Source organism: Aestuariibaculum suncheonense (assembly GCF_014596935.1).
Lineage (GTDB): Bacteria > Bacteroidota > Bacteroidia > Flavobacteriales > Flavobacteriaceae > Aestuariibaculum > Aestuariibaculum suncheonense.
Window position 1 is genome coordinate 231,345 of sequence record NZ_JACVXC010000004.1, and the last position, 23,067, is coordinate 254,411.

The window sequence follows — 23,067 nt, forward strand, 5'->3', positions numbered from 1 at the left end:
TATTAAAACGAAGAAAACTTACAGTAAAACTTATTCTTTATTCTTAGAGTCTATAATAATTGTTACCGGCCCATCATTAAGGAGTTCAACTTTCATATCAGCACCAAACTCTCCGGTTTGGACAGTTTTGCCTAAACCAGCTTCAAGGGTTTTTACGAAGGCTTCATAAAGCGGAATAGCCACGTCGGGCTTTGCTGCCTTTATATAACTTGGACGGTTCCCTTTTTTTGTAGCAGCATGAAGTGTAAACTGACTAACCACAATAATATCTCCGTTTATATCGAATAGTGATTTGTTCATCACCTGATGGTCGTCTTCAAAAATACGCAGGTTTACTATTTTATTAGAAAGCCAATTAATATCTTCCTGAGTATCGTCATCAACAATTCCCAATAACACCAATAATCCGTTGGTAATTGAAGCTACTTTTTCTCCTTCAATAGTAACGCTTGCTTTGGTTACACGCTGAATTACAACCTTCATATATTATTCCTTTTCCCAGTTATCAGTTCGGTAATGTTCTTCCTCGCCTTCTATAATTTGAATATAACTGCGGTAACGTGAAAAGGCAATTTCATCGTTATCTAAAGCTTCTTTAACCGCACATTTAGGTTCTTTAATATGCAGACAGTTATTAAACTTGCAGTCTTGTTTTAAGGCAAAAATCTCTGGAAAATAATCACCGACTTCTTCCTTTTCCATATCAACCACGCCAAAACCTTTAATTCCCGGAGTATCGATAATTTGTCCGCCAAAATTCAGATCGAACATTTCAGCAAAAGTTGTGGTGTGTTGCCCTTGGCTGTGTAGGGTTGATATCTCTTTCGTTTTTATATTCAATCCGGGTTCAATCGCATTAACTAAAGTCGATTTCCCCACACCGGAGTGCCCAGAAAACATACTTACTTTATCTTTCATTAAAGCTTTTACCTTATCGACATTTTTACCCGATTTAGCAGAAACACCAATGCACTCGTACCCTATTTTTCTATAAACGTGTGCCAGGTATCTTACTTCATCTAAAGTTTCGTCATCGTATGCATCAATCTTATTAAACAATAAAACTGTCTTCACCGAATAGGCTTCGGCTGTTACCAAAAATCGATCGATAAAGCTAGTTAATGTTGGTGGATTGTTAATGGTAATCATCAAAAACACCTGATCGATATTTGATGCAATAATATGCGTTTGCTTCGACAAGTTAACCGATTTACGAACTATGTAGTTTTTACGGTCATGAATTTTATGAATCACTCCCGAAACATTATTGTTATTGGTTTCTAATTCAAAATCTACATAATCGCCCACTGCAATCGGATTCGTACTTTTAATTCCTTTGATACGAAACTTACCTTTTATTCGGCAATCGTAAGTTTCACCCAATTGTGTTTTAACGGTGTACCAGCTTCCTGTAGATTTATAAACGAGTCCTGTCATATCGGCTTCAAAAGTACTCTAAAAAAATTATTTTATGAGTAAGAATATCTTTATATTTAACTGTTTAACAACTTTATTCTTTTAAAAAATGAAACATATTTTATTTGCCTTATTTTTTGGTTTGATATTTTCAAATGAAACTCAGGCCCAGGTGGAATACAAAGTTATCACTTCTGTTGAATCCATTGTTCCCAATGGATTAGGTCGATCTCGACTAATATCTTCTGTAGAGGAAAAAAATTATAAAGATTATACAACAGAACAAACTGAAGACGACAATACCAGAAATAAATCGGATCGCGGAGATATCCGTGTTAAAGATTTTGAAGAAACCAAACTTTTAAACTTTTACAATATTGGTGGTATTCGTTTTCAAAATATTGCAGCTAATGATGCTGTTTTAAGTTCCAAAATAAACACTATGGTTCAAGAAGGATGGGAACTAGCCTTTGTAACCAGTGCTGTTGAAAGCGACAGTGGTAAAGACGACGGGCAAGGCATTTTTATAACGCGTTATATATTTAAAAGAAACAAACTCTAATTATACATTTATTATGAAAAAGAACTTTTATTTTTACTCGGCTTGCATATTGTTATTCTCTATGTTATCCTGTTCCAGTGTGAATGTTTTAAACTCCTGGAAAGGCGATAACATTAGCTCTATTAAAGACCAAAATGTTTTGGTTATTGCCAGAACCAACAATACCTCTGCCCGAATTGCATTTGAAAATGAAATTGTTGAAGAACTAACAAAACGAGGTATTAAAGCTTCTCCTAGTTTCAATAAGTCTCCTGAATTTAACCCTGACAAAAAAATCACTCAAGAAGATGAAAAGAAAATTAAATCTATCATTGAAGCTAACGGCTACGAAGGCGTTATTTTAACCGTTGTTAAAGACACACAAGAATTAACTAAAACCGTTACCGATGGTGGTTATTATGCTGGTAGTACATACTACGGATATTATCCAAGATACTATCATGGGTTTTACGGATATTACTATCATCCCATGGCATATTCTACTTTAGGGAATTACGTTCCAGAAACCTCAACAACCTATACCTCTAAAAACTACATTTTAGAAACCGTAATTTACAATTTAGATGAACCGGAAGACAAACAACTTATTGGCGTTGTAACTTCAAAAATTGAAGATCCATCTGATTTGTCTTCAGCTTCTAAACAATATGTGCAAGCGATTGTTAAAAGCTTCGACAAATAATAAAAAAATATTGATAATAAAAAAGGCTCGCAAAATGCGAGCCTTTTTCTATGTTATCCGTTAAGGATTTTTTCCTGATGATTAATCGATTCCTGATGAATCGCTTTAAACATTTTCAAGATGAACTCTTCACTTAATCCATGAGCTTCTCCTTCTAATACCATTTTTCCTAAAATCTCATTCCAACGTTTCGACTGTAACACTGCAACATTCTTTTGTTTCTTAAGTGTACCAATACCATCGGCTACTTTCATACGTTTTCCTAATAAATCGATAATTTGATTATCAATTACATCAATTTGTGCTCTTAAATTGTCGAGAGATTTAGTGTATTCTGCTTCAGAATCGGTTTCTTTTCTAATTTTTAAATCTTTCATAATTTGCACTAAGGTTTTTGGTGTTACCTGTTGCGCTGCATCACTCCATGCATTATCCGGATCGTAATGGGTTTCAATCATTAAACCATCGAAATTTAAATCTAATGCCGATTGAGACACATCGAAAATCATATCACGTTTTCCGGTAATATGCGACGGATCGTTAATTAATGGAATATCCGGATATTTATTTTGAAAATCGATAGCTAACTGCCACTCTGGATTATTTCTGTACTTTGTTTTTTCGTAAGTAGAGAATCCACGGTGAATTGCTCCAATATTTTTAACTCCTGCATTGTAAATACGCTCGATACCGCCTAACCATAAAGCTAAATCTGGGTTTACCGGGTTTTTAACCAATACCGGTTTATCTGTTCCTTCTAAGGCATCTGCAATTTCCTGCATGATGAATGGACTAACCGTAGAACGAGCTCCAATCCATAATAAATCAATATCATGCTCTAAAGCTAATTTTACATGGGCCGCATTAGCAACTTCGGTACATACTTTCATACCGGTTTCTGCTTTTACTTTTTGCAACCATTTTAAACCTAACGCTCCTACTCCTTCAAACATACCCGGACGCGTTCTTGGTTTCCAAATACCTGCTCTAAAATAACTTACATCAGTATCTTTTAGCTCGTGAGCTATTTTTAATACTTGTTCTTCGGTTTCAGCACTACATGGTCCTGCAATTACTAACGGATGACTTAACTGTAAATCATCTAACCAGGTTCTCATTTCTTTTTTGTTTTCCATTTTTGTTTAATTTACCTAAAATCTACTAAATGTGATGGCTCACACGGGTTCAATTTACTTTACTAACATTATTCTTAATTCGTTTTAGTTAATTTATACCGTTAAGTATATCTTTTATGTGATTGGTTTGTTTCATTTCATTAAAAATAGCCTCAAAATCGTCACCTTTCATCAGGTCTTTAAAGTGTGTGAGGTTATTGATGTATTCTTCTAATGTTTCAATAACATTGTCTTTATTTTGCTTAAAAATAGGTGTCCACATTTCTGGCGAACTTTTTGCCAGACGCACTGTTGAAGCGAATCCACTGCCCGCCATATCAAAAATATCGCGTTCATTCTTCTCCTTTTCAATAACCGTTTTCCCTAACATGAATGAACTAATGTGTGACAAATGCGACACATAAGCAATATGTTTATCGTGTGCTTCAGGATTCATATAGCGAATACGCATTCCGATATCGGTAAACAGCTTTAACGCTTTTTCCTGAAGTTTGAAAGTGGTTTTCTCTACCTCACAAACAATATTGGTTTTACCCACAAAAAGTCCTTCAATAGCAGCACTTGGTCCGGAATACTCAGTTCCAGCGATAGGATGCATTGCTAAGAAATTACGGCGTTTTGGATGGTTTTCAACCACTTTACAAATGTCTAATTTTGTTGATCCCACATCCACTACCAGTCCGTTATCTGAAATATTATCTAAAACCGTTGGTAAAATTTTAACGGTTGCATCTACAGGAATCGATACAATAACCAAATCGGCTTGACCTAAATCCTCTAAAGTTGCTTTTTTATCTATAAGCTTAAGTGCTAAAGCTTCATCTAAGGTATTGTCGTTTCTACCAATACCGTGAATAACCACCTCTGGATTATTCTTTTTGATATCGATAGCCAGACTACCTCCTATTAAACCTACCCCTATTACGTATATATTATTCATTTTTATTTAAATCTTGCAATGGCTTCTTCTAAATCTTCTGTCGATCCACATAACGAAAACCTAATATACCCTTCACCTTTAGTTCCGAAAATGGTTCCCGGGGTAATGAACAAATGATTTTCTTTTAACACTTTATCAATAAATTGCTCAGCCTCGATGCCTTCTGCTAATTTTGCCCAAACAAATAATCCTACGGCATTTTTGTCGTAAGTACAGTTTAAAGCATCAGCTAATTGCCATACCAAATCGCGACGTTTTTTATAGACACTATTAAGCGTACTAAACCACATATCGGTACATTTTAAAGCTTCAATAGCCCCCTTTTGAATGCCATAAAACATTCCGGAATCCATATTACTTTTCACCTTAAGTACATTACTTATATGTTGCCCATCGCCAACAACCATCCCTACACGCCATCCGGCCATATTGAAGGTTTTACTTAATGAATTCAATTCCAGACAAACCTCTTTAGCGCCTTCAACACTTAAAATACTTCTTGGGTCGTCGTTTAATATGAAGGTATACGGATTATCATTCACAATTAAAATATTGTGCTTTTTACCAAAAGCTACTAAATCTTTATATACCGATGCACTTGGAACAGCTCCCGTTGGCATATGCGGATAGTTAACCCACATAATTTTCACCTTGCTTAAATCCTGCTTTTCTAAAGCTTCGAAATCAGGTTGCCAGTTATTTGCGGCATCCAATTCATAAAACATAGGCTCCGCTCCTACCAACTTGGTTACCGACTGGTAAGTTGGATATCCCGGATTAGGAATTAAAGCCGCATCGCCTTCATTCAAATATGCCATAGAAATATGCATAATCCCTTCCTTACTTCCCATTAATGGCAATACTTCGATTAACGGACTTAAGCTTACTTTAAAATGAGTTTTATAAAAACTACAAATCGCTTCTCTTAATTCTGGCAAGCCTTGATAACTCTGATATTTGTGAGCCACCGGACTTGAAAATCCCTCAACCAACGCATCAATTACCTTTTGAGGTGGTTGTAAATCAGGACTTCCAATACCTAAATTAATTATTGGTTTTCCACTTGCTATAAGTGCACTAACTTCTCTTAATTTTTTTGAGAAGTAGTATTCTTCTACAGTTTGCAATCTGTTAGCAACTTCAATCATACTTTTGCTTTTTTATATTCCCCAAGCACTTTAAATCCATGTGCCATTATACTTATTATCGATTTTGCCTTTTTAAAATCTTCGTAGGTATCGAATGTTACATCTACGAAAAAGGCATATTTCCAAGGTGTTTCAACAATTGGTAGGGACTGTATTTTAGTTAAATTCAACTTACAGTCGCTCATCACGTTCAATATTGCTGCCAAACTTCCGCGTTTATGATCGGCCTCAAACTTTACTGAAGCTTTACTGATGTTAGCTTCTTCAACTTCCGAATTATTACGTTTAACAATAACAAATCGGGTTTCATTGTGCTGAATGGTTTGAATACTTTTCGCCAGAATGTCTAACTCAAACAATTCGGCAGCCATTACACTAGCAATGGCAGCAATACCTTTTAATTTATGTTTTTGTATACGCTGCGCTACTTCGGCGGTATCTTTATCTTCAACCAATTTAATATGTGGATGCAGTTTAAAAAACTCCTTACACTGCAACAACGCCATAGGATGCGAGTATACTTCCTTAATTTCTTTGATACTCTGCCCTGGCACTGCCAGTAAATTATGCTGAATATCTAGATAATGTTCTCCTACTATGTGTAAACCATATTTATCGATTAACGCATAATTAGGAATAATAGAACCGGCTATAGAATTTTCTAAAGCCATAATTGCGGCATCGCATTCCCTGGTTATAAGAGAATCTACCACCTGATCGAATGTTAAGCATTCAATCACTTCAACCGGTTTTTCAAAAAATTGTTGTGACACAATATGATGAAAAGAACCAAGTACACCTTGTATTGCAACTGTATTTATCATGTACAAAAAAAGTCCCGATTTACACCGAGACTTATATCTTAAATTTATCTTATAAATTATACATACTATGCCTCGTTCCTCTTGCTAAAAAAGAAATAAAACCAAAAGCTAAAATATGTATAATATACTGTTGTTGTCATAATTACATCGCTAATGTAAATAATATTTTAAGAAATCAAAACACTAAAAAACCTTTTTTTATGGTATCGATAAAAGTTTTAAAGATTTTACAGCAAAACTCACTTTATGTTAGATAATCATTATTTTTGAACAAATATTTTCTTAATATGTCTATAGAGGTTTCGGGTATTACAAAGCTTTACGGCAACCAAAAAGCGCTGAATAACATATCGTTTAAAATAGAAAAACCAGAAGTAGTTGGTTTTCTAGGGCCTAACGGTGCCGGAAAATCGACTATGATGAAAATCTTAACCACTTACTTGAATCCGAATGAAGGTGAAGCAAAAGTAAACGGTTTTGATGTAAACCTAGAAAAACAACAGGTACAACGAAGTGTCGGATACCTACCAGAACACAACCCGTTGTACTTAGACCTATATATTAAGGAATATTTAGCCTTTAATGCTAATATATATAGTGTAGATAAAAAACGTATTGACGAGGTTATCGAACTTACCGGATTAACACCTGAAGCTCATAAAAAAATTGGTCAGCTATCTAAAGGTTACCGTCAGCGTGTTGGTTTAGCAAATGCTCTTTTGCACGATCCGGATGTTTTAATTTTAGACGAGCCTACAACCGGACTTGATCCTAATCAACTAATCGACATCAGAACCCTGATTAAAAGCATTGGTAAAACCAAAACCATTTTCCTATCTACTCATATTATGCAGGAAGTAGAAGCCATGTGTGATCGTGTCATTATTATTAATAAAGGTGAAATTGTTGCCAATAAAAAACTGAAAGACCTTCGCGACGAAAAACAACAAGTGGTTGTTGTAGAATTTGACTATCGTGTGGAAGATGCTTTTCTTCTAAAATTACCAAAAGTAGAACAAGTGGTGAATACTCATGACTTCGTTTATGAAATTACCTTTACCACAAGTCAGGATATGCGTTCGCATGTTTTCGACTTTGCTCACGACAATCAATTAAAGATTTTACAACTCAACCAAAAAAATAGTAGTCTGGAACATTTATTCAGAGACTTGACAAAGTAATACTTAGGATTTGTATTTTCCTTAAAAAATCATAAATTACTAATGCTTATTTAACCATTAAATGAAAGCATGACAAATGTCATTTGTATTAAAATTTTTGACACTAATTTTGCATAAGCTTATCAATAAGTATAAGTAACAACTTGATTTTACGAACAAAAACACATACACCATGAGTAAAGGAATTTATGTTGCAACCATAGAACCTAATAGTGGAAAATCTGTAATCGTTTTAGGCTTAATGCGCATGCTTTTAGGAAAAACCGCTAAAGTTGGTTACTTCCGCCCTATCATCGATAATCCAAAATCTGACGAAACAGATATACACATTAATACCGTGCTTTCTCATTTTGAGATTGACATTAATTACAAAAACGCCTATGCCTTTACTCGTAATGAGGTTTTAGAGTTATATAATCAGGGAAAATCTGGCGATGTTATCGACCAGATTATTACCAAATTCAAATACCTTGAAGATCGTTTCGACTATATTTTAGTTGAAGGCACCGATTTTTCAACAGAAAACTCTACGCTTGAGTTAGACCTTAACATGCTTATCTCTAAAAATCTGAGTTTACCTGTTATTATTGTATCTCAGGGCGATAACAAGAGTGTTAAGGAAATCATTGATAACGTGCAATTAGCTCACGACACCTTTAAACAGGAAGTCGATGTGCTTTCAATCATTGCCAATAAAGTCAATCCCAAAGATGCAGAGCCATTAAAAGAATTATTACAGTCACGTATTCCGAGTAATACTGATATTACGGTAATTCCTAAAATACCACATTTGGCTTGCCCAACTGTGAAAGAAATAGTAAAACTACTTGACGGCACTATTATTTTTGGAAAAGACCATTTAAATAACCTGATTGAAAACTACAGTGTGGGTGCAATGCAATTACGCAACTACTTAACCCACCTAAAAGACAATTCACTGGTTATTACACCTGGTGATCGTGCCGATATCATTTTAGGAGCCTTACAGGCTAACATTTCTAAAAACTATCCGAAAATTTCTGGGATTGTTTTAACGGGAGGCTTGATTCCTGAAGAACCTATTTTAAAATTGATTGAAGGTCTTTCCAGTATTGTACCAATCATCAGCGTTAAAGAAGGCACTTATTTTGCAACAAACCGCATAGGTAAAACCAAGTCTAAAATCTATGCTGAAAACACCGAAAAAATTACTTCGGCGATTTCAATCTTTGAAAAATACGCCAATACAGATACTTTAGCAGATAAGTTAATTACATTTGAATCGGAGATATTCACCCCAAGAATGTTTCAGTATAACTTATTACAACGTGCTTTAAAAAACAAAAAACACATTGTTTTACCCGAAGGTTATGACGAACGTGTACTAAGAGCAACTGCTAAATTAATCGCGGCTCAGGTGGTAGACATTACGCTTATTGGTGATAAAGATAAAATTAAAGAGCGTATTGAAAAATTAGATATTCCTTTAAATGTTGAAGATATTAACATTGTATCTCCAACTACCTCACCTCATTACGACGATTATGTTAATACCTTCTACGAATTAAGAAAACATAAAAATGTAAATCTGGAAATGGCTCGAGATGCTATGGCCGATGTATCCTATTTTGGAACCATGATGATTTACAAAGGACATGCCGACGGTATGGTTTCTGGTGCAGTACACACGACGCAGCACACTCTACGCCCTGCCCTGCAATTCATAAAAACAAAACCTGGGGTAAATATTGTATCTTCTATTTTCTTTATGTGTTTAGAAGATCGCGTTTCGGTATTTGGCGATTGCGCTATTAACCCGAATCCTAATGCGGCAGAGCTAGCCGAAATTGCTATCTCGTCGGCTGAAACTGCTAAAAGTTTTGGTATTGAACCAAAAGTAGCTATGCTATCCTACTCTTCTGGCGCATCAGGAAAAGGTGCCGAAGTAGATAAGGTAAGAGAAGCAACAGAAATTGTAAAAAGTCATGCTACCAACCTAAAAATTGAAGGTCCTATTCAATACGATGCAGCGGTAGACGAACGTATCGGTAAAGCTAAAATGCCAGAATCGGAAGTAGCTGGTAATGCCAGCGTTTTAATTTTCCCAGATTTAAATACAGGAAATAACACTTATAAAGCCGTACAAAGAGAAACCGGTGCACTGGCTATCGGACCAGTTTTACAAGGCTTAAACAAACCTGTTAACGACCTAAGTAGAGGCTGTACTTCCGAAGACATTTACAGTACAGTTATTATAACCGCTATTCAAGCTCAAGAAGAATAAAAACATGCAAGTATTAGTTTTAAACTCGGGGAGTTCATCCCTAAAATTTCAATTATTTTCCATGCCGGAAGAAACCATTATTTGTTCAGGACTTGTTGAACGCATTGGTTTTAATGATGCCATTTTTAAATACGATAACAAGAAAAAAACGATTGAAATTGAAACGCCTATCTTAAATCATCGAAGCGCTTTAAAGCTTGTATCTCAACATTTGTTACATAAAGAGGTTGGCGTTATAAAATCTCCTGAAGAAATTGCTGTTGTTGGTCATCGCGTGGTTCACGGCGGAAAATCGTTTAGTAACACCACCGAAATTACTAAAGAAGTTAAAACTAAAATTAAAGACCTAATTGCTTTAGCTCCGTTACACAACCCTGCAAATTTGGAAGGTATTGAGGTTGCAGAAGATATTTTTCCGAATGCTAAGCAAGTCGCTGTTTTCGACACGGCTTTTCATCAAACAATCCCTGAAAAGGCCTATAAGTTTGCTATTCCGAACGAACTACTAACCGAACACCGTATCCGTTTGTACGGTTTCCACGGCACGAGTCATAAGTACGTTTCAGAAAAAGCCATTGAATATTTAGGTCAAAAAGAATCCAAAATCATTACTATTCATTTAGGCAATGGTTGCAGTATGACTGCTGTTAAAAATGGAGAAAGCATTGATCATTCTCTTGGGTTTTCTCCTATTTCTGGACTTATAATGGGAACGCGTTCTGGAGATATCGATCCTTCGGTTATTTTTCATTTAAAAAATAAATTAGGTTATAGCTTAAAAGAAATCAACACACTTTTAAATAAACAAAGCGGCATGCTCGGCTTAACCGGTTACAGCGATTTACGTGATATTGAAACTATGGCTGCGAAGGGCAATAAAGATTGCCAGTTAGCTTTAGAGATGAATGCTTACCGCATTAAAAAATATATTGGTGCCTACACTGCTGTTTTAAACGGATTGGATGCTATTGTTTTTACTGCCGGAATTGGCGAAAACTCACAAACCATTCGTCGTTTAGTTTGTGAACATATGGATTTCTTTGGTATCAATTTAGATGAGACCAAAAATACAGTTAGATCTAAGGAGATTAGAGAAATAAATACTGAAGATTCTAAGACAAAAATTTTAGTGATTCCTACTAACGAAGAACTAGAGATTGCTAAACAGGCGGTTGAATTATTTAAAAATTAATCGCCCTTTATATTCTTCAACAACATCTACAATATCTGGTTTGGTTACGCAAATAACGTCTCCAACACCAGATATTTTTCCTTTTATTGATTGCTGTGGATTTAATATCATATTATTTGAACTACGATTCCAAATGGTAATATTTTGAGCCTTTAGATTCTCTCCTTCAAAACGCGACGTTCCTGAAGCAAAAGTAATGTTCAAATTATTGGTTTGCCCAGAAATGTAACAATTAGAAGCATTATTAAAGACAACAAGAAGTGTATTGTTATTCACCTGAAGTTTAAAATTCGCACTTGTAAAGGATTCTGGCGCACCAAAACTTTCAGACAAAAGTGTTAAACTTGGGTAAGTCAATACACCATCGGAACTGATATCATATTGTGTTGAACTTCTAATTTCAGTAATATTTGGTGACGTTACATAAACTTTAGTCACACCATAATCACGAATATAGTTACAGGTATTATTATCTGTTAGAATTAGTTTGCCATCCTCAATAACGGCCGTCACATCATTAATTAAATTTTCGCCAGTTTCAACAAGTACTTTTTGTTCGATTCCATGTTTAATAACTAATTCTATATCACGATTCACTAGAATTTTATCGAAAGTTGCAACGGTAAACTCCTGCTGAATAATAGCGCCTGTTTTCTGAAAACAATCACCAGCGTTTTCACTATCACAAGCAAAAACAACAATTAAACCTAAAATGTAAAATAGTTTTTCCATAACCTATAATCTTACTCCAATTCCAAATTCAACCGCCTCAGCTTTTGCCCCATGTGATTTTAAAGTCATTGCTCCAAATAATTTCTTCCCGAAATATCTTTTTAAACCAATACGCAGATAGGTTCTTCCTTCAAAATCGAACGGATAATACACATAATATCCAAACTGTGTCACTATAGACATGCGATTAACGAACAACTCATGGCCAGCAAAAACTCCCACGCGTTTATAATCTTCATCGCCAGACACATCTTCTTCAGGATAAGATACACTTTGATAATAAATCAATTCCTCTAAAAACTTTGAGAAAAACACATCAGTTCCCAACTGCAATGCACTTTTCACATTAATACGTTTATCGGCATAAGCCGAAGCAATATAAAACGGAAACTGCCCGGAGCCAACCACATCACTCTCATTAATTCCGGTTCTAAATACTAGATTATACTTTACAGGCTCTGTAAATTTTTCTTTTACACCTTCTAATGTTGTTGAATATTCAGGTTCTAATTCATCAATACTATAAGTCACACCAACATTTAAGGTCATGGAATTGGTACTTAAGTTAGGTGCCTTTACATTCGCGTTAGAATAATGAATTAAAGACAATCCGGCCTGCACTCCAAAACGCCCAAACAGACGCTCCTTTTTGTAATTCAGCATCGCAAACGTACTGCTTAAAATATGCGATCCGAAAGCGACATTTCTGTAATTGTCTACTTTATCGTAAGGTTGAGCGGTATAAGCAATTCCCTGAGCAATGCGAAACATTAAGTTCCGGTTTAAAAAATAAAAATTGTAATGCGCATACGCCGAAGCTACTGTACCTAAAGCTTCACTTTTAAGATTCTGATAAACGTATGTCACACCGTAGTCCGGGTAATTGTAGCGTTGTTCCCAATCGTTATAACCGTATGTTTTTTTATTCCAGCTTAAAATATAACCTTCAGGATGCCCTTCAATTAGGTGTAGAATATCATTGTTATGTAGAGCTACATTTCCTCTAAAGTAACTTAAATCGATATAAGAACTGTGTGTGTTTTGCTGAGAAAAAACCACCAAGGATACCAGTAAAAAGGTGTAGGTTAAAAACGACTTCATTAAAATTTGCTACTTTTTATAAACCCTTGGTTGTATAACTTCTAAAAGAATTAACAGCATACAGCCAAGGGATTCAAATCTGACTATGTGAGTAGGCAAAAGTAACAGAATTATTAGAACAATTCTGATGCAATCGCTTTTATATTGTCACTTTTTCCCATCGAGTAGTAATGTAAAAATGGCACACCTGCCTCTTTTAACTCTTTAGACTGTTGAATGGCGAACTCAATTCCCACCTGTCTTACCGCATTATTATCTTTACAGGCTTCAACTGCGTCGATTAAATCTTCTGGCAAATCGATTTTAAATACCTGTGGTAAAATTTGCAAATGACGCTTTACAGCAATGGGTTTAATACCCGGAATAATTGGCACGTTAATACCAATAGCTCTTGCCTTTTCAACAAAATCGAAGTACTTTTTATTATCGAAAAACATTTGCGTTACCACATAATCAGCACCCGCATCAACCTTTTCTTTCAAACGTTTTAAATCGGTATTTAATGAAGGGGCTTCCATGTGCTTTTCAGGATATCCAGCCACACCTACACAGAAATCGTAATTGTGCTCCACCTCAATTTCATCATGCAGATACTTTCCTTCATTTAAATTAGTAATCTGCTGTACCAACTCACTGGCATAAGCATGCCCTCCTTTTGTTGGCACAAAATAAGATTCGTCTTTTCTCGAATCCCCTCGTAAGGCCACAACATTATCAATACCCAGATAATGACAGTCTACCAAAACGTATTCGGTTTCCTCCTTAGTAAACCCGCCACATAATAAATGTGGAATGGCATCTACATTATACTTATGCATAATAGAAGCACAAATCCCAACTGTTCCTGGGCGCATTCGGGTAATTCGCTTATCCAGAAGTCCGTTACCTTTATCAACATACACGTATTCTTCTCTTGAGGTCGTTACATCAATAAACGGTGGATTGAACTCCATTAATGGATCTATATTATTATACAAATCCTGAATATTTTTACCTTTTTGCGGCGGAATCACTTCAAAAGAAAATAAAGTCTTTCCGTTCGCTTTTTTAATGTGATCTGTTACTTTCATTTACGCTGAATTTCTATCAGTAATTTATTCTAGGTAAAATAAGCCACCGTTAACGCAGCAAATCCTAAAACAAAAAGCTGAAAGAAAAACACTAATGCTTCGCTTTGTATCTTTTTCATAGTTTGAATTTTGCTGCAAATGTCTTATTTACATCATTTCTATTTGTTATGGAAAAAGAAACAAATTGTTAATTCTTCCTTTTATTGTTTTGGCGTTACCTTTCGCTAAGCTTCGGGTCGCGTTTTCTGCTATATCTTTTTTATCGTTCCTCAAAAAAGGATGCCGCGGCAATCGCTAACGCAAACTAACCAGCAACTTTTTTATATAATCGTAATCTTCTTCGTACTCCCAGTAAATCCATCGTCCGTCTGCATAGTCAGTTAAAATATATTTTTCGCTCACAGATTTTATTCTTGAAATCGCAATCACTTTTTTCGAAAAGCCATCAACCTCAACAGATTCCAAAACTTCTTTGTTTTCAGTATCGTACCCATGAGAAATCATATGGCTTCCTAATGATAATTCTATAAAATCGATATTCATAATCTTATATTATTCGTCTGCTATATTCGGGTGCAACCACTTTCTGGCTTTATCTTTAGCAATACCTTTCCGGTTAGCATAATCGGTTACCTGATCGTCTGTAATTTTACCCAATCCAAAATACTTGGCTTCAGGATTTGCAAAATAATATCCTGAAACAGCAGCTGCCGGCCACATCGCTAAACTTTCCGTAAGCTTAACACCTATGATTTTTTCAACATCTAATAGCTTCCAAATGGTTTCCTTTTCTAAATGGTCTGGACACGCCGGATATCCCGGTGCCGGACGAATACCTTTGTAACTTTCCTTAATTAAATCATCGTTCGTTAAGTCTTCATCTGCGGTATAACCCCAATGTTTCGTTCTTATCTGTTTGTGCAAATATTCAGCAAAGGCTTCAGCAAAACGATCGGCAATGGCCTGCGCCATAATCGCATTGTAATCATCACCTTTGCCTCGGTAACTATCAGCCAATTCCTGAGCTCCGAAAATACCCACACAGAATGCACCCATGTAATCGGTTTTGCCACTGTCTTTTGGTGCAATAAAATCAGCCAACGCATGATTAGGAATCCCTTCTCGCTTGCTTAACTGCTGACGTAAAGTCCTAAAAACCGCAATTTCTTTTCCTTTTTTCTGAACCGAAATATCGTCGTCATTAATACTATTCGCTTCAAACAACCCAAATACTGCTTTAGGTTTTAAAAGTTGCTTGGCGATAATGTCTTCAATCATCTCCTGTGCTTCCTTATACATAATTGTAGCCTGCTCACCTACAACTTCATCGGTTAAGATATCCGGGAATTTCCCATGTAAATCCCAACTTCTAAAAAATGGACTCCAATCGATATAAGGCACTAATTCTTTTAAACTTAATTGCTTCAACATTTGAACGCCTAATTCCTTAGGTTTTACGATTTCGCTTTGTTCCCAGTCGATTTTATATTTGCGCTTACGCGCTTCTTCAATAGAAATATACGATTTCTCTTTACCACGTTTTAGGAACTTGGTACGGAATTCTTCGTAATCTTTCTTCATGGCAGCAACGTAATCTTTATTGGTTTTCTTGTTTAACAAATCACCAACGACAGTTACCGCTCTGGAAGCATCGTTAACATGTACTACCGCATTTTCATACTGCGTATCAATCTTAACTGCCGTATGTGCTTTCGATGTGGTTGCTCCTCCAATTAACAACGGAATATTAAAGTTTTCACGCTGCATTTCCTTTGCTAAATACACCATTTCGTCAAGCGATGGTGTAATTAACCCCGAAAGTCCGATAGCATCAACGCGTTCTTTAATGGCGGTTTCTATAATTTTTTCTGGTGGTACCATCACGCCTAAATCAACAATTTCATAATTGTTACAGGCCAATACCACACTTACAATATTTTTACCTATATCGTGCACATCGCCTTTTACCGTAGCCATCAATACCTTACCAACAGGTTCTGAATCTTCAGTTTTTTCAGCTTCGATAAACGGATTTAAATAAGCCACGGCCTTCTTCATCACCCGCGCCGATTTTACCACCTGAGGCAAGAACATTTTTCCGGCTCCGAATAAATCTCCAACCACATTCATACCAATCATTAAGTGCCCTTCAATAACGTCGATTGGCTTTTGTGCTTCCAACCTCGCTGCTTCAACGTCTTCAATAATAAAGGCATCGATTCCTTTTACCAAAGCATGCGTGATACGGTCTTGTACTGGATTTTCACGCCATGATAAATCGACTGTCTTTTCGGCCTTTGACCCTTTTACGGTTTCTGCGAATTCCAATAAACGCTCGGTAGCATCATCACGACGATCTAAAATAACGTCTTCTACATGCTCTAATAAATCCTTTGGAATATCATCATAAACCTCCAACATGGTCGGGTTTACTATTCCCATATTCATTCCTGCCTGAATGGCATGGTATAAAAACACCGAGTGCATAGCTTCACGAACGCCATCATTTCCTCTAAACGAGAACGACACGTTACTCACTCCACCACTAACACTTACATTTTCCAGATTCTCACGCACCCAACGGGTGGCTTCTATAAAATCGATAGCATTTCTGCGGTGCTCTTCCATTCCTGTTGCTACAGGAAATATGTTTAAATCGAAAATAATATCTTCCGATGGAAAGCCTACTTTATCAACCAGAATACGATACGAACGTTCTGCTATTTCTATACGACGCTCATAATTATCGGCCTGACCGACTTCATCAAACGCCATAACGATAACCGCAGCTCCGTATCGTTTAATTTGTTTGGCTTCCCAAATAAATTTTTCTTCTCCTTCTTTCAAGGAAATGGAATTTACCACACATTTACCCTGAACCACCTGCAAACCTGCTTCGATAATTTCCCACTTCGAACTATCAATCATAATCGGCACTCGGGAAATATCAGGCTCTGCAGCAATTAAATTAAGAAAACGCACCATAGACTCTTTTCCGTCTATCAATCCGTCATCCATATTGATATCGATAATTTGCGCACCACCATCAACCTGATGACGAGCAATATCTAAAGCTTCGTCAAATTGTTCGTCTTTAATTAAACGAAGAAATTTTCTTGACCCCGCAACATTTGTTCGTTCTCCTACATTTATAAAATTGCTATTCTCGTTTAAAACCAAAGGTTCTAAACCAGACAACTTCATGTATTTTGTTTGCTTAATTTTCATTGATTAAAGTGTCGCTGTTTCAACTACTTTTCTTGGTTTGTATTTTGCAGCGATATCTGCAATAACTTTAATATGCTCCGGTGTGGTTCCGCAACATCCACCAATTATATTTATTAAATTCTTCTTTAGGTATTCTTCAATTTGCTCACCCATTTCTTCCGGAGTTTCATCATATTCTCCAAAAGCATTTGGCAAGCCAGCATTTGGGTGTGCAGAAATCGCAAAGTCGGTTTTATTCGCTATGGCCTCTAAATGTGGTTGCAACAGATTGGCTCCTAAAGCACAATTAAAGCCTACAGATAATAACGGAATGTGAGATACTGAAATTAAAAAAGCTTCGGCCGTTTGCCCTGATAAGGTTCTTCCTGATGCATCTGTAATCGTACCGCTTAGCATAATTGGCACATCAATTTGACGTTCTTCTTTCACCTCTTCTATAGCGAACAAAGCTGCTTTGGCATTTAAGGTATCAAAGACGGTTTCAACCAATAATAAATCGGATCCACCATCTAACAATGCTTCAACTTGTTGCTTATATGCAATGCGTAATTCATCAAACGTTACCGCGCGATATCCTGGATCGTTAACATCGGGTGACATACTTGCTGTACGGTTAGTTGGCCCGATTGACCCCGCCACAAAACGTGGTTTATGTGGCTCTTTAGCTGTAAAAGCATCAGCAACTTCCTTTGCTATTTTAGCTGATTGATAATTCAACTCATACACCAAATCTTCCATTTGGTAATCGGCCATAGCTATGGTAGTCCCCGAAAACGTATTGGTTTCGACGATATCAGCTCCCGCTTCAAAATATTTGGCATGAACTTCTTTTATAGCCTGAGGTTGGGTAATAGACAATAAATCGTTATTCCCTTGCAATGGTGTTGGGTAATCTTTAAAACGCTCGCCCCTGAAATCTTCTTCAGTAAATTTATAGCGTTGTAACATGGTTCCCATTGCACCGTCCAGCACTAAAATACGCTCCTGTAAGGCTTGTTGTATGTTTGACATTTTGATAATTTATATCTGTATGTCATCAAGAAAAGTAAAAGACTTTCCGTTATCTTTCTAATATGAATACATATTAGTAGAACGTAGCACCTTCTTTACAAGATAAAGGGTTGCCAAGGCTTCATCGGGTCTATTCCCTCTACCTTTCTTGATAACATGAATTATTAAGTTTATGAACTAAAGGAGCAAAAGTACTATATATATTTTTTTTATCCTCATGAAATTAGGAAAAATAAATCCTTCTCGCTATTCGAATAGTGTTGATGACAAATAACGATCACCACGATCACAAATAATGGCTACAATAACACCTTTATCGATAGTTTTTGCTATTTCCAAAGCACAATACACGGCACCACCACTACTCATACCGGCAAAAACACCGGCTTCTTTGGCCAGACGTTTTGTGGTATTCTTAGCATTTTCTTCACTAACATCGACTACAACATCGACTTTTGAACGATGGAAAAACTTTGGCACATATGCTTCCGGCCATTTTCTAATGCCTGGAATTTTAGCGCCATCTTCAGGTTGTGCACCAACGATAGTAATATCTTTTTTTTGCTCTTTTAAAAACGTTGACACTCCCATAATAGTTCCGGTTGTTCCCATGGCTGACACAAAATGTGTTATTTCGCCTTCAGTATCTTTCCAAATTTCAGGACCGGTGGTTATGTAATGTGCTTTCCAGTTATCATTGTTTTCAAACTGATTTAATAAGACATAACCTTTCTCATCACGAAGTTTAAATGCCAAATCACGAGAGCCTTCAATACCTACATCTGCTGGGGTCAAAATGACTTCTGCCCCGTAAGCTCTCATGGTTTTTACGCGTTCTTCGGTTGAATTTTCGGGCATGATTAAAACCATATTCAATCCGAATAAACTCGCGATCAATGCCAAAGCAATTCCTGTATTTCCGCTTGTGGCTTCAACTAAAGTACCGCCAGGTTTAATATCGCCACGTTTTAAGGCTTCATTAATCATATTAAAAGCTGCACGGTCTTTAACACTTCCGCCAGGATTATCTCCTTCTAATTTTAAATACAGTTTTATGCCTTCTTTGCCTACTAAATGACTTGCCTCAACAAGGGGTGTATTTCCTATATGATCTAAAATACCTTTAACGAATACCATTCTTTTTGGGTCTGATTTTTATTTCTGTTTGATATGTTACTAATGAATTTTCGGGAACAGACTGTGTAATCCAAACATTTGCTCCAATGGTGCTATTTGCACCTATCACAATATCGCCTCCAAGAATAGTCGCGTTGGCATAAATAGTCACATTATCTTCAATAGTTGGGTGACGCTTAGTGGACTCCATGCTCTTTTTCACTTGAATACCCCCTAAAGTAACCCCTTGAAAAATCTTTACGTTATTTTTAATAATTGAGGTCTCTCCAATAACAATTCCTGTACCGTGATCTAAGAAAAAAGATTCTCCAATGGTTGCTCCCGGATGAATATCGATACCTGTGATACCGTGTACATACTCACTCATCATTCTTGGAATGATAGGCACTTTTTGTACGTATAACTCATGACTTAAACGGTAAACGGAAATCGCGTAAAATCCCGGGCAAGCCAAATATACTTCCTCTAAACTTTTAGTCGCAGGATCAAAATTTACAACGGCAACAGCATCTAACTCCAGTTTTTCTTTAATGAATGGAAATTTAGACTGAAATTCATTCCATTCGGCTTCGCCATTTTCTATTTGAAAATTATCAGCGATTTCTAAAAACGTTTTTTTAAGACATTCCAACTCATCATCATGAGCATCGAACAAATAATAAAACAAGTTTTTTGTAAAACTTTCTACAACATCCTTTAAGCGAACATTGTACTTTTTATTAACCAACTTATCGTTTAACTCTTTACACGGTTTCATTAGTTTATGGTTTTAATGCTAAGATGCAATTCGCATAATTAATCAATTCTTTTCATTCTGAACGTCTTAACTACATGAATTGCATCTTAATAAATTAAAGTATACAGTTATGGTCGGTATTATTTCTTAATGTTTACACCGCTACCAAAAAGATACACGATCTTATTGGATAGACTGCACAACTGCTTTTGGCGCTTCTTTACGTGTTCCGTCGAAACCATCAATACCACTTACAGTTGTGTATTTTAACACATATTTTTTACCTGGATTGATGATACGGTAAGCCGCCTGACACATTAATGTGGCTTCGTGGAATCCGCAAAGAATTAATTTTAACTTCTCTGGGTAAGTATTCACATCACCAATGGCGAAAATACCGTCGATATTGGTTTGGTAATTTCTTGAGTTATCTACTTTAATCGCATTTTTCTCAATTTCCAAGCCCCAGTCTCCAATAGGTCCTAATTTTGGCGATAAACCAAATAATGGAATGAAATGATCGGTTTCTACTCTAAATTCTTCTCCATCTTTATTTACAGTAACCGACTCTATTTTTCCGTCACCATGTAATCCTATAACCTCAGCCGGAGTAATTAAGTTGATTTTCCCTAAAAGTTTTAACTCACTTACTTTTTCAACAGAATCTAAAGCGCCTCTAAATTCATTTCTTCTGTGAATTAAAGTCACTTCTGAAGCCACATCGGCAAGGAAGATACTCCAGTCTAAAGCAGAATCTCCACCACCTGAAATAACCACTTTCTTATTTCTATAAACTTCAGGATCTTTAATAAAATACTCAACACCTTTATCTTCGTAATCAGCAATACCTTCAATAGCTGGTTTTCTAGGCTCGAAAGACCCTAAACCACCAGCGATTGCAACTACTGGCGCCTGATGTTGTGTCCCTTTATTGGTTGTTACAATAAACGATCCGTCTTCTTGTTTCTCTATGGTTTCTGCACGCTCTCCTAAGGTAAATCCTGGTTCAAATTGTTTTCCTTGCTCTAACAAATTCTTTGTTAAATCACCAGCTAATACTTCCGGAAATCCAGGAATATCATAAATTGGTTTTTTAGGATAAATTTCTGAACACTGTCCGCCAGGTTGTGGCAACGCATCAATTAAATGACATTTAAGTTTTAACAATCCTGCCTCAAAAACTGTAAATAATCCAGTTGGTCCTGCACCTATTATAAGTATATCTGTCTTAATCATTTTTACGACTCTTTTTTTCATGTGACCGCTTATATTTTTTTTAAATCGACACATGCAACATTAATTAAATTTTATTCTTCTTGATTCGACTTTATTGCGGATGTTTCAATTAATCCTTTGGTAAATTCGTTTAGCGTTTCCACTTTTTGTTCGAAATCCCCTTTTATTGTTTTTCTATATTCATTTAAATTTTTAACCAAATCGTCTACATTTTCCGGAATCACATCTTCGAAAAACTGACGTAATCGTTTGGCTGTTGTTGGCGATTTTCCATTGGTTGAAATGGCCACTTTCACGTTACCTTTGGTTACAATACCCCCCATATAAAAATCACAATATGGCGGATTATCGGCAACGTTTATTAAAATACTGCGCTTGCGGCAATGCTTATGCACTTTTACATTAACCTCAGGCACATCGGTAGTTGCAATAACAATATGTTGCCCTTTTAAAAATCGCTTTTTATATTTCGATTCTATTAATTTTACATGTCCCTTTTCTGCTAATGTTAGTGTGCCTTCTCTAAACATGGGCGATACGATAGTAACATTCGCATCGGGACTTGATTTTAATAGAAATCCTAATTTTTCTTCAGCAACATTTCCCCCACCTACTATAAGTACATTCAACTGGCTTGTCTTTAAAAAAATAGGATATAAATTATTCCTTTCCATAAATATAAGACTAAACTAGTTTATTAACTTCTTCGACAACTGACGATAACTGCGTACGTTTTTCAACCACATCTCCAATAACTATAATTGCCGGCGAAGCTAATTGTTTTTCAACAACAACGGTTTCAATCGTGCTAACGGTTCCAATCCCAACATTTTCGTCTTCTCTGGTTCCGTTTTGAATAATAGCCATTGGTGTATCTTGTTTGCCTTCTGCTTTAAAAATCGAAACAATTTCCGCTAATTTATGCATCCCCATAAGGATAACAACAGTAGCAGTCGATTTTGCGGCCAAAGGCACATCGGTTGACAAACTGTGGTTTTTAGTAGTCGCTGTTATCACCCAAAAACTTTCAGAAGACCCACGCTTTGTTAATGGAATGCCTTGATAAGCTGGCACCGCGATTGCCGATGTAATGCCTGGCACTACAAAGGTTTCCAAACCAAATTCTCTGGCGAAATCTATTTCCTCTGCGCCACGCCCGAAAATAAAAGGATCACCTCCCTTTAATCTCAACACATGACCTTTTTCTTTTGCCTTAGCAACAATTAACTCATTGATTTGTTCCTGCTGAAAAGCATAACACCCTTTACGTTTACCCACAAAAATAAATTCAGCATCTTCTGAAGCATACTTTAAAAGCTCTTCATTAATTAAGGCATCATAAAGAATTACATTAGCGGCCTCAATAGCCTTTATTGCTTTTAATGTAATTAACTCTACATCGCCAGGTCCTGCACCTACTACTGTTAATTTTGGGGTTATTCCACTCATTGCTCTGCTTTTTATAGCTATTA

The 23,067-nt window shown here is 36.2% G+C and carries 22 protein-coding genes and 1 riboswitch; of the genes, 5 read left to right on the forward strand and 17 right to left on the reverse strand.

Annotated elements, in window-relative coordinates; genetic code table 11:
• Positions 1–30: 30 nt before the first annotated feature.
• Both dtd and rsgA read right to left on the reverse strand, forming a co-directional pair.
• Complete coding sequence (dtd, locus tag ICJ84_RS11955) at positions 31–483, reverse strand: D-aminoacyl-tRNA deacylase (protein WP_188216640.1); 453 nt, start codon at positions 481–483, stop codon at positions 31–33.
• A gap of 3 nt (positions 484–486) precedes the next feature.
• On the reverse strand, positions 487–1,437 hold the full coding sequence (gene rsgA, locus ICJ84_RS11960; RefSeq protein ID WP_188216641.1) for a ribosome small subunit-dependent GTPase A: 951 nt from the start codon (positions 1,435–1,437) through the stop codon (positions 487–489).
• 88 nt (positions 1,438–1,525) lie between these two features.
• Between rsgA and ICJ84_RS11965 the strand changes: the two genes are divergently transcribed.
• Both ICJ84_RS11965 and ICJ84_RS11970 read left to right on the forward strand, forming a co-directional pair.
• On the forward strand, positions 1,526–1,978 hold the full coding sequence (locus tag ICJ84_RS11965; protein ID WP_188216642.1) for a hypothetical protein: 453 nt from the start codon (positions 1,526–1,528) through the stop codon (positions 1,976–1,978).
• Between the two features lie 13 nt (positions 1,979–1,991).
• A complete protein-coding gene (locus ICJ84_RS11970) occupies positions 1,992–2,660 on the forward strand; it encodes a hypothetical protein (protein WP_188216643.1) in 669 nt (222 codons plus the stop codon).
• A 53-nt stretch (positions 2,661–2,713) separates the two neighbouring features.
• On the opposite strand, the gene ICJ84_RS11975 is transcribed toward ICJ84_RS11970, so the two are convergent.
• The 4 genes from ICJ84_RS11975 to ICJ84_RS11990 form a co-directional block, all read right to left on the reverse strand.
• Positions 2,714–3,796 (reverse strand): bifunctional 3-deoxy-7-phosphoheptulonate synthase/chorismate mutase type II, encoded by a 1,083-nt coding sequence (locus ICJ84_RS11975; protein ID WP_188216644.1) that lies wholly within the window; start codon positions 3,794–3,796, stop codon positions 2,714–2,716.
• 88 nt (positions 3,797–3,884) lie between these two features.
• On the reverse strand, positions 3,885–4,736 hold the full coding sequence (locus ICJ84_RS11980; RefSeq protein ID WP_188216645.1) for a prephenate dehydrogenase: 852 nt from the start codon (positions 4,734–4,736) through the stop codon (positions 3,885–3,887).
• Positions 4,737–4,738: 2 nt separating this feature from the next.
• Positions 4,739–5,884 carry a pyridoxal phosphate-dependent aminotransferase gene (locus ICJ84_RS11985; RefSeq protein ID WP_188216646.1) on the reverse strand — a complete coding sequence of 382 codons (1,146 nt, stop codon included), beginning with the start codon at positions 5,882–5,884 and terminating at the stop codon, positions 4,739–4,741.
• The gene (locus tag ICJ84_RS11990) at positions 5,881–6,708 is read right to left on the reverse strand and encodes a prephenate dehydratase (RefSeq protein ID WP_188216647.1); all 828 of its coding nucleotides are present in this window, start codon (positions 6,706–6,708) and stop codon (positions 5,881–5,883) included. Before ICJ84_RS11990 ends, ICJ84_RS11985 begins: the two co-directional genes overlap by 4 nt.
• 287 nt (positions 6,709–6,995) lie before the next feature.
• On the opposite strand from ICJ84_RS11990, the gene gldA reads away from it, so the two are divergent.
• The 3 genes from gldA to ICJ84_RS12005 all read left to right on the forward strand — a co-directional run bounded on the left by gldA (position 6,996) and on the right by ICJ84_RS12005 (position 11,344).
• Positions 6,996–7,889 carry a gliding motility-associated ABC transporter ATP-binding subunit GldA gene (gene gldA / locus ICJ84_RS11995; protein ID WP_188216648.1) on the forward strand — a complete coding sequence of 298 codons (894 nt, stop codon included), beginning with the start codon at positions 6,996–6,998 and terminating at the stop codon, positions 7,887–7,889.
• A 172-nt stretch (positions 7,890–8,061) separates the two neighbouring features.
• Positions 8,062–10,152 carry a phosphate acetyltransferase gene (gene pta / locus ICJ84_RS12000; protein ID WP_188216649.1) on the forward strand — a complete coding sequence of 697 codons (2,091 nt, stop codon included), beginning with the start codon at positions 8,062–8,064 and terminating at the stop codon, positions 10,150–10,152.
• A gap of 4 nt (positions 10,153–10,156) precedes the next feature.
• On the forward strand, positions 10,157–11,344 hold the full coding sequence (locus tag ICJ84_RS12005; protein ID WP_188216650.1) for an acetate/propionate family kinase: 1,188 nt from the start codon (positions 10,157–10,159) through the stop codon (positions 11,342–11,344).
• Here the strand turns inward: ICJ84_RS12005 and ICJ84_RS12010 are convergent.
• The 11 genes from ICJ84_RS12010 to cobA all read right to left on the reverse strand — a co-directional run bounded on the left by ICJ84_RS12010 (position 11,330) and on the right by cobA (position 23,044).
• Entirely contained in the window at positions 11,330–12,076 is a 747-nt protein-coding gene (locus tag ICJ84_RS12010; protein WP_188216651.1) for a head GIN domain-containing protein, read from the reverse strand. The genes ICJ84_RS12005 and ICJ84_RS12010 overlap by 15 nt on opposite strands.
• Positions 12,077–12,079: 3 nt before the next feature.
• A complete protein-coding gene (locus ICJ84_RS12015; protein ID WP_188216652.1) occupies positions 12,080–13,177 on the reverse strand; it encodes an acyloxyacyl hydrolase in 1,098 nt (365 codons plus the stop codon).
• Between the two features lie 113 nt (positions 13,178–13,290).
• Positions 13,291–14,247 (reverse strand): methylenetetrahydrofolate reductase [NAD(P)H], encoded by a 957-nt coding sequence (gene metF, locus ICJ84_RS12020; protein WP_188216653.1) that lies wholly within the window; start codon positions 14,245–14,247, stop codon positions 13,291–13,293.
• Positions 14,248–14,541: 294 nt separating this feature from the next.
• Entirely contained in the window at positions 14,542–14,790 is a 249-nt protein-coding gene (locus ICJ84_RS12025) for a hypothetical protein (RefSeq protein ID WP_188216654.1), read from the reverse strand.
• Positions 14,791–14,799: 9 nt separating this feature from the next.
• On the reverse strand, positions 14,800–17,475 hold the full coding sequence (gene metH / locus ICJ84_RS12030) for a methionine synthase (RefSeq protein ID WP_188216655.1): 2,676 nt from the start codon (positions 17,473–17,475) through the stop codon (positions 14,800–14,802).
• Between the two features lie 3 nt (positions 17,476–17,478).
• The gene (locus ICJ84_RS12035) at positions 17,479–18,486 is read right to left on the reverse strand and encodes a homocysteine S-methyltransferase family protein (RefSeq protein ID WP_188216656.1); all 1,008 of its coding nucleotides are present in this window, start codon (positions 18,484–18,486) and stop codon (positions 17,479–17,481) included.
• 46 nt (positions 18,487–18,532) lie between these two features.
• A riboswitch (SAM riboswitch) is annotated at positions 18,533–18,644 on the reverse strand.
• A gap of 88 nt (positions 18,645–18,732) precedes the next feature.
• Complete coding sequence (cysM, locus tag ICJ84_RS12040; protein WP_188216657.1) at positions 18,733–19,623, reverse strand: cysteine synthase CysM; 891 nt, start codon at positions 19,621–19,623, stop codon at positions 18,733–18,735.
• The gene (gene epsC, locus ICJ84_RS12045) at positions 19,610–20,380 is read right to left on the reverse strand and encodes a serine O-acetyltransferase EpsC (RefSeq protein ID WP_188216658.1); all 771 of its coding nucleotides are present in this window, start codon (positions 20,378–20,380) and stop codon (positions 19,610–19,612) included. Before epsC ends, cysM begins: the two co-directional genes overlap by 14 nt.
• Positions 20,381–20,542: 162 nt before the next feature.
• Positions 20,543–21,595 (reverse strand): NAD(P)/FAD-dependent oxidoreductase, encoded by a 1,053-nt coding sequence (locus tag ICJ84_RS12050; protein ID WP_188216776.1) that lies wholly within the window; start codon positions 21,593–21,595, stop codon positions 20,543–20,545.
• Positions 21,596–21,666: 71 nt separating this feature from the next.
• The gene (locus tag ICJ84_RS12055; RefSeq protein ID WP_188216659.1) at positions 21,667–22,269 is read right to left on the reverse strand and encodes a precorrin-2 dehydrogenase/sirohydrochlorin ferrochelatase family protein; all 603 of its coding nucleotides are present in this window, start codon (positions 22,267–22,269) and stop codon (positions 21,667–21,669) included.
• A 10-nt stretch (positions 22,270–22,279) separates the two neighbouring features.
• Positions 22,280–23,044, reverse strand: a complete 765-nt coding sequence (cobA, locus tag ICJ84_RS12060; protein WP_188216660.1) for a uroporphyrinogen-III C-methyltransferase — start codon at positions 23,042–23,044, stop codon at positions 22,280–22,282.
• Positions 23,045–23,067: the final 23 nt, after the last annotated feature.

Excerpts from the sequence above, each read along its gene's own strand:
- metH (WP_188216655.1), bottom strand. The coding sequence starts at position 17,475 with ATGAAAATTAAGCAAACAAAATACATGAAGTTGTCTGGTTTAGAACCT.
- ICJ84_RS12025 (WP_188216654.1), bottom strand. The coding sequence starts at position 14,790 with ATGAATATCGATTTTATAGAATTATCATTAGGAAGCCATATGATTTCT.
- ICJ84_RS11990 (WP_188216647.1), bottom strand. The coding sequence starts at position 6,708 with ATGATAAATACAGTTGCAATACAAGGTGTACTTGGTTCTTTTCATCAT.
- ICJ84_RS12015 (WP_188216652.1), bottom strand. The coding sequence starts at position 13,177 with ATGAAGTCGTTTTTAACCTACACCTTTTTACTGGTATCCTTGGTGGTT.
- ICJ84_RS11975 (WP_188216644.1), bottom strand. The coding sequence starts at position 3,796 with ATGGAAAACAAAAAAGAAATGAGAACCTGGTTAGATGATTTACAGTTA.
- ICJ84_RS12010 (WP_188216651.1), bottom strand. The coding sequence starts at position 12,076 with ATGGAAAAACTATTTTACATTTTAGGTTTAATTGTTGTTTTTGCTTGT.
- ICJ84_RS12055 (WP_188216659.1), bottom strand. The coding sequence starts at position 22,269 with ATGGAAAGGAATAATTTATATCCTATTTTTTTAAAGACAAGCCAGTTG.
- ICJ84_RS11965 (WP_188216642.1), top strand. The coding sequence starts at position 1,526 with ATGAAACATATTTTATTTGCCTTATTTTTTGGTTTGATATTTTCAAAT.
- pta (WP_188216649.1), top strand. The coding sequence starts at position 8,062 with ATGAGTAAAGGAATTTATGTTGCAACCATAGAACCTAATAGTGGAAAA.
- metF (WP_188216653.1), bottom strand. The coding sequence starts at position 14,247 with ATGAAAGTAACAGATCACATTAAAAAAGCGAACGGAAAGACTTTATTT.
- epsC (WP_188216658.1), bottom strand. The coding sequence starts at position 20,380 with ATGAAACCGTGTAAAGAGTTAAACGATAAGTTGGTTAATAAAAAGTAC.
- ICJ84_RS12050 (WP_188216776.1), bottom strand. The coding sequence starts at position 21,595 with ATGATTAAGACAGATATACTTATAATAGGTGCAGGACCAACTGGATTA.
- gldA (WP_188216648.1), top strand. The coding sequence starts at position 6,996 with ATGTCTATAGAGGTTTCGGGTATTACAAAGCTTTACGGCAACCAAAAA.
- dtd (WP_188216640.1), bottom strand. The coding sequence starts at position 483 with ATGAAGGTTGTAATTCAGCGTGTAACCAAAGCAAGCGTTACTATTGAA.
- ICJ84_RS12035 (WP_188216656.1), bottom strand. The coding sequence starts at position 18,486 with ATGTCAAACATACAACAAGCCTTACAGGAGCGTATTTTAGTGCTGGAC.
- ICJ84_RS11980 (WP_188216645.1), bottom strand. The coding sequence starts at position 4,736 with ATGAATAATATATACGTAATAGGGGTAGGTTTAATAGGAGGTAGTCTG.
- cysM (WP_188216657.1), bottom strand. The coding sequence starts at position 19,623 with ATGGTATTCGTTAAAGGTATTTTAGATCATATAGGAAATACACCCCTT.
- cobA (WP_188216660.1), bottom strand. The coding sequence starts at position 23,044 with ATGAGTGGAATAACCCCAAAATTAACAGTAGTAGGTGCAGGACCTGGC.
- ICJ84_RS11970 (WP_188216643.1), top strand. The coding sequence starts at position 1,992 with ATGAAAAAGAACTTTTATTTTTACTCGGCTTGCATATTGTTATTCTCT.
- rsgA (WP_188216641.1), bottom strand. The coding sequence starts at position 1,437 with ATGACAGGACTCGTTTATAAATCTACAGGAAGCTGGTACACCGTTAAA.
- ICJ84_RS12005 (WP_188216650.1), top strand. The coding sequence starts at position 10,157 with ATGCAAGTATTAGTTTTAAACTCGGGGAGTTCATCCCTAAAATTTCAA.
- ICJ84_RS11985 (WP_188216646.1), bottom strand. The coding sequence starts at position 5,884 with ATGATTGAAGTTGCTAACAGATTGCAAACTGTAGAAGAATACTACTTC.